Below are 6,197 nucleotides of genomic sequence, written 5' to 3'. Positions count from 1 at the left end.
CGCGTTCGGCGCCTGCGTGCCCGCCGGCGCGACGGGCGAGCTGTATCTGGGCGGGCCGGGCGTCGCGCGCGGTTACCTCGGGCGCCCGGCGCAAACCGCCGAGCGTTTCGTGCCCGATCCGTTCACGCCCGGTGCGCGGCTGTATCGCACGGGCGACCGCGTGCGACTGCGCACGGATGGCCGTCTCGCCTTCCTCGGCCGTATCGACGACCAGGTGAAGATCCGCGGCTACCGCGTCGAGCCGGGCGAGGTGAGTGCGGCCGTGCGCGCGGCCGCGCCGGTCGCGCAGGCCGAAACGCTCGCGATCGAGCATGACGGCCGCCTGCGGCTCGCGACGTTCGTCGTGATGCGCGACGACGCGGCCTTCGACGAAGCCACCGTGCGCGCGGCACTTGCCGCGAAGCTGCCCGACTACATGGTGCCCGCGCAGTTCGTCGCGCTGGCTCGCCTGCCGGTGACGGCGAACGGCAAGATCGATCGCGCGGCATTGCGCGAGCTGGCTGCCGCGCCGGTTGCGGTTGCGTCCGGCGATGCGCCGCGCGGTGCGGTCGAAACCGTGCTCGCCGACGTCTGGCAGGCCGTGCTGAAAGCGCCGAAGGTCGGCCGCGACGACAATTTCTTCGAACTCGGCGGCGATTCGATCCTCGTGCTGCAGGTGATCGCCCGTGCCCGCAAGCGCGGCGTGCGCTTCACGCCGAAGCAATTGTTCGACGGCCCGACGGTGGCCGAACTCGCGCGCATCGCGAAGACCGACGACGCGGCCGCCGCCGTCCAGCCCGCGAGCGCTGCCGCGACGCTGGTGGCCGCATCGGTCCTGACGCCCGCGCAGCAGCGCTTCTTCGCGCTCGACGTTCCGCATCCGGGCCACTGGAACCAGTCGGTTGCGTTCGACGTGCGCGGTGCATTCGACGCCGACGCATTCGCGCGCGCATTCGACGCGCTGCTGACGCATCACGACGTGTTCCGCCAGCGCTTCGCGCGCGGCGCGGACGGCGTCTGGCGCGCAAGCGAGGCAGCCAAGCCGTACGACGCATTGCCGTTCGTCGAAGTCGCCGCACGCGACGCAGCCGACGGGCTCGCACGCTTCGACGCGCTGCAGCGCCGTCTCGACCTCGGCCGCGGGCCGCTCGCCTGTGCATGCGCGGCGCGCCTGCCGGACGGCTCGACGCAGCTGTATCTGGCGATTCACCACGTGATCGTCGACGGCGTGTCGTGGCGCATCCTGCTCGACGACCTCGACACGGCCTACCGCGCCGCATGCGAACGCACGCCGGTCCGCCTGTCGCAGCCGGGCCTGCGCGCAGACGCATGGGCCGCGCGGCTCGCGCGTGCCGCGACGGAACCGGGCTCGCCGTTCACGGCGGAGGCCGCATACTGGGCCGGCATGGCGCAGGGCGACGACGTCGTCCCCGATCATCCGGACGCAACGGCCACGAACGCCGATGCGGCCGTCGTCGTGCAGACGATCGACGCGGCATTGACCCGCGCCGCGTTGACCGACGCGCATTCCGCCTATCGCACGCAGACGATCGAGCTGCTGGGCGCGGCGCTCGCGCTGGCGCTGGCCGGCGCGCGCGACGCCGCTGCGTGCCGCGTCGAACTGGAAGGACACGGCCGCGAAGCGCTGTTCGACGATGCGGACGCGAGCCGGACGATCGGCTGGCTGACGAGCCATTACCCGGTGACGCTGCCAGTCGCGGCGACCGCGCGCGACACGCTGTGCGCGGTCAAGGACACGCTGCGCGCCGTGCCGCACAAGGGGCTCGGCTTCGGCGTGCTCGCGCACTACGGCGATGCGGCGACGCGCGCGGCGCTGGCCGCCGTGCCGCGCCCGCGCGTCACGTTCAACTATCTCGGCCAGTTCGACGCGCCGCGCGATGCCACGCTCGTACCGCGCTTCGGCGGCACCGGCGTCGAGCGCGATCCGCGGGGGCCGCTCGGCAACACGCTCGCGATCCACGCATACCTCGATACGGACCGCGACGGCGCGCGTACGCTCAAGGTGCACTGGGTCTACGGTGCGCCGCAGTTCGAGCGCGCGACGATCGACGCGTTGGCCGAACGCTTCGCGTCGGCGCTGCGCGAACTCGTCGACGCGTGCGCGTCGCGCATCGCGCATCGCGGCGCCGGCGCGACGCCGGGCGATTTCCCGCTCGCGCAGGCCGCCGGGCTCACGCAGGCCGCGATCGAACGCACGCCGCTCGACTGGCGCGCGATCGACGACGTGTATCCGCTGTCGCCGATGCAGCAGGGCATCCTGTTCCACGCGCTGTTCGCACCGGGCCACGCGAGCTACGTGAACCAGCTCGTCGCGACCGCGACCGCGCTCGACGCCGACCGGCTCGCGGCGGCGTTCGACGCGTCGATCGCGCGTCACGACATTCTGCGCACGAGCGTGATGCCGGACGAAGCCGCGCCGCTGCAGTGCGTGCACCGCCATGCGCGGATCCCGGTCGAGCAGATAGACTGGCGCGAGCGCGGCGACACGCTCGACGCCGATTTCGACGCCTGGCTCGCGGCCGACCGCACGCGCGGCTTCGACTGGCGCGAGCCGCCGCTGATGCGGCTGACGCTGATTCGCGTGTCGGACGACGCATGGCGCGTCGTGTGGACGCGTCACCATGTGCTGCTCGACGGCTGGAGCACGGCGCGCCTGCTCGCGGATGTGCTGCGCGACTATCGCGACCCGGATGCCGTGTCGCCGTTCGCAAGTCGTCCGGCGCTGCGCTACCGTGACTTCATCGCATGGCTCGGCACGCGCGACCGCGACGCCGACGAGCGTTTCTGGACCGGGCGTCTTGCCCGCCTGGATGCACCGACGCTGATTGCCGACCGGTCGGCCGACCGCGCCGAGGCCGAGATGGTCACGTGGCGTGCGACGCTCGATGCGCACGCGCTGGCGCGCGTCGCGCAGACGGCGCGTGCGCTGAAGCTGACCGTCAACACGCTGGTGCAGGGCGCCTGGGCGCTCGCGCTGCAGCGGATGACGCACCAGCCGGCCGTCGCGTTCGGCGCGACCGTCGCGGGCCGTCCCGACGCGCTCGCGGACGTCGACTCGGTGCTCGGTCTGTTCATCAACACGCTGCCGGTCATCACCGCACCGGCGCCGCAGCAACGCGCGGCCGACTGGCTGCAGGCGCTGCAGCGCGAGAACGCGGCCGCCGCCGAACATGCCCACACGCCGCTGGCCGACATCCAGCGCTGGGCGCGCGGGGCGGGCGGCGCACTGTTCGATACGCTGGTCGTGTTCGAAAACTACCCGGTCGACGACACGGCGCGCGACGCCGATCCGCGCGCGCTGGCATTGAGCGGCGTGCGCAGCATCGAGGCAACCGATTTCGCGCTGACGCTCGTGATCGAAAGCGGCGCCGAACTGACGATCGACTACGGTTACGACGCCGCACGTGTCGATGCGCGTCAGGTCGAGACCTGGCATCGTGCGTTCGCATGTGCGCTCGATGCACTGGCCCGTACGCCGGACGCGCTGCTCGGCACGCTGTCGATCGCCGACGCCGCCACCCGCGACGCACTGGCGCATGCGCAAGACACCGCGCATGCGTGGCCGATCGCGCAACGGCAGCCGCTGCACCTGCAATTCGCCGAGGCGGCGCGGGCGACGCCGGACGCGATTGCACTCGAATACGCCGACGTTCATGGCGGCGTGCATCGTGCGACCTATCGCGAGCTCGACGTGGCAACCTCGCGCATCGCGGCCGCACTGCGCCGGCGCGGTGTGCGGCCCGACACGCCGGTCGCGCTGTGCGTCGAGCGTTCGTTCGACATGGTGATGGCGCTCGTCGGCGTGCTGAAGGCCGGCGCCGCGTACCTGCCGGTCGACCCCGATTATCCGGCCGAGCGCATCGCGTACCTGCTGCGCGACGCGCGGCCGGCCGTCGCGATCACACAGGCCCATCTGCGCGAGCAGGTCGAGGCCGCGCTGGGTGAAGGCGCCGACACGCAGTTGCTGACGGTGGCGGACCTGCTTGCCGATGCGGCGGACGAAGCGGACGGCGCGCCCGCAAGCGGCACCGCCGCGATCGACGACGCACGGCTCGCCTACCTGATCTATACGTCCGGCTCGACCGGCAAGCCGAAGGGCGCCGGCAACACGCACGGCGCACTCGCGAACCGGATTGCGTGGATGCAGCACGCGTACCGGCTGACGCGCGACGACGTCGTGCTGCACAAGACGCCGTTCGGTTTCGACGTGTCGGTCTGGGAATTCGTGTGGCCGCTGGCGATCGGCGCGAAGCTCGCGATCGCCGCGCCGGGCGACCATCGCGACCCGGCGCGTCTCGCGGCCGCGATCCACGCGCACGGCGTGACGGTGCTGCATTTCGTGCCGTCGATGCTGGCCGCGTTCGCCGCTCATCTCGACGACTTCTCGGCCGCCGCGCAATGCGACAGCGTGCGCCTGATCGTCGCGAGCGGCGAAGCGCTCGCGCCCGAACTCGTCGCGAAGATGGCGCGGCTGCTGCCGAATGCCACGCTCGTGAACCTGTACGGACCGACCGAAGCCGCGATCGACGTGTCGCACTGGACTTGCGGCCCCGACGACGCGAATGCGGTCGCGGTGCCGATCGGTCATCCGATCGCGAACCTGCAGTTGCACGTGCTGGACGCCGCGTGGCAGCCGGTACCGGCCGGCGCGACCGGCGAACTGTACCTGGCGGGCGCCGGTCTCGCGCGCGGTTATCTCGGCCGCCCGGCGCTGACCGCCGAGCGCTTCGTGCCCGATCCGTTCGTGCCGGGCGCGCGCATGTACCGCACCGGCGACCTCGCGCGCCGGCGCGCCGACGGCGCGCTCGACTACCTTGGCCGCGTCGACACGCAGGTGAAGCTGCGCGGCCAGCGGATCGAGCCGGGCGAGATCGAAGCGCTGCTGCGCGCGGCGCCCGGCGTGAACGATGCGGTCGTGATCGTGCGCGACGAGCAATTGATCGGCTACGTGGCCCGCGGCGATGCGGGCCCGCTCGACCGCGCGGCGCTGCTCGACGCACTGCGCGCGCAACTGCCGGCGTACATGGTGCCGTCGCAACTGATCGAGCTCGACGCGTTGCCCGTCACGCCGAACGGCAAGTGCGACCGTCATGCGCTGCCCGCGCCGGTGCGCGACACGGCCGAAGCCGTCGAACTCGCGACCGACACCGAACGCGCGCTCGCAGCAATCTGGCAGCGCGTGCTGCACGTGGACGCGATCGGCCGCGACGGCGATTTCTTCCTGCTCGGCGGCCACTCGCTGCTCGCGACGCAGGCCCACGCGCAGGCCAACCTGCACTGGGGTCTTGCGCTACCGCTGCGCACGCTGTTCGACACGCGCACGCTGGCGCGCTGCGCGGAAGCGATCGACGCGGCCTGCGCGGCGCGCGGCGAGACCGATGCGGCGAGCGCGATCGACGCGCTGCTCGGCGAACTGGAAACCCAATAAGGACGACGGATGACGAAGGCTCAACCCGACTGGCTCGCGCTCGCGACGCGTTTCGCGCAACTGCCCGACGCGCAGCGCGCGGTCTTCATCGACAAGCTCGGCGCGGCCGGCATCGACTTCCGCGTGCTGCCGATTCCGCCGCGCGCGCCGCGCAGCGAGCGCGTGCCGGCTTCGTTTGCACAGACGCGGCTGTGGTTGCACGCGCGGCTGATCGACGCGCCCGACGCGTATCACATCACCGAGCGCCTCGCGCTGACGGGCCCGCTCGACGTGCATGCGCTGCGTCTCGCGTGCGATGCGCTGATCGCACGTCATGAAGCGCTGCGCACGACCTTCGACGAAGCGCAGGACGGTGTCGCGCAAACGATCCACGCGCCGCTGCGCTGCCCGTGGCGCGAGACCGACCTGGAAGCGTTGCCGGCCGCGCAGCGCGCGGCGCGCGCGGAGGCCGTCGCGACGGCCGACGAAGCCGAGCCGTTCGATCTCGGCACGGCGCCGCTCGTGCGCGCGCACCTGGTGCGCTTCGACGCGACGCATCACTGGCTCGCGCTGACGGTCCATCACATCGTGTCGGACGGCTGGTCGTCCGGCGTGATGCTCGACGAACTCGCGGCGTTCTATCGTGCGTATGCGTCCGACCGGCCGGTGCCGCTCGCGCCGCTGCCGATCCAGTACGCCGACTACGCGGACTGGCAGCGCGACATGCTGGCCGGCGGCGAGGGCGAGCGCCAGCTCGACTACTGGCGCGGCGCATTGCGCGACGTGCCGA

General features: G+C 72.2%; 2 protein-coding genes. Both read left to right on the top strand.

Annotated features, from left to right (window positions below; translation table 11 throughout):
• Nucleotides 1–5,428: non-ribosomal peptide synthetase (locus G3N62_RS33625; protein WP_206141462.1), on the top strand; the 5,428-nt coding region annotated here is incomplete at its 5' end.
• Nucleotides 5,429–5,437: 9 nt separating this feature from the next.
• Nucleotides 5,438–6,197 (top strand): condensation domain-containing protein (locus tag G3N62_RS33620; RefSeq protein ID WP_241013279.1); only part of this gene is annotated, 760 nt, incomplete at its 3' end.

It is taken from the genome of Burkholderia sp. Tr-20355 (assembly GCF_017104685.1).
GTDB lineage: Bacteria > Pseudomonadota > Gammaproteobacteria > Burkholderiales > Burkholderiaceae > Burkholderia > Burkholderia seminalis.
Note: the sequence above shows the minus strand (reverse complement) of the source record. Positions and strands in the feature narration are given on the sequence as shown.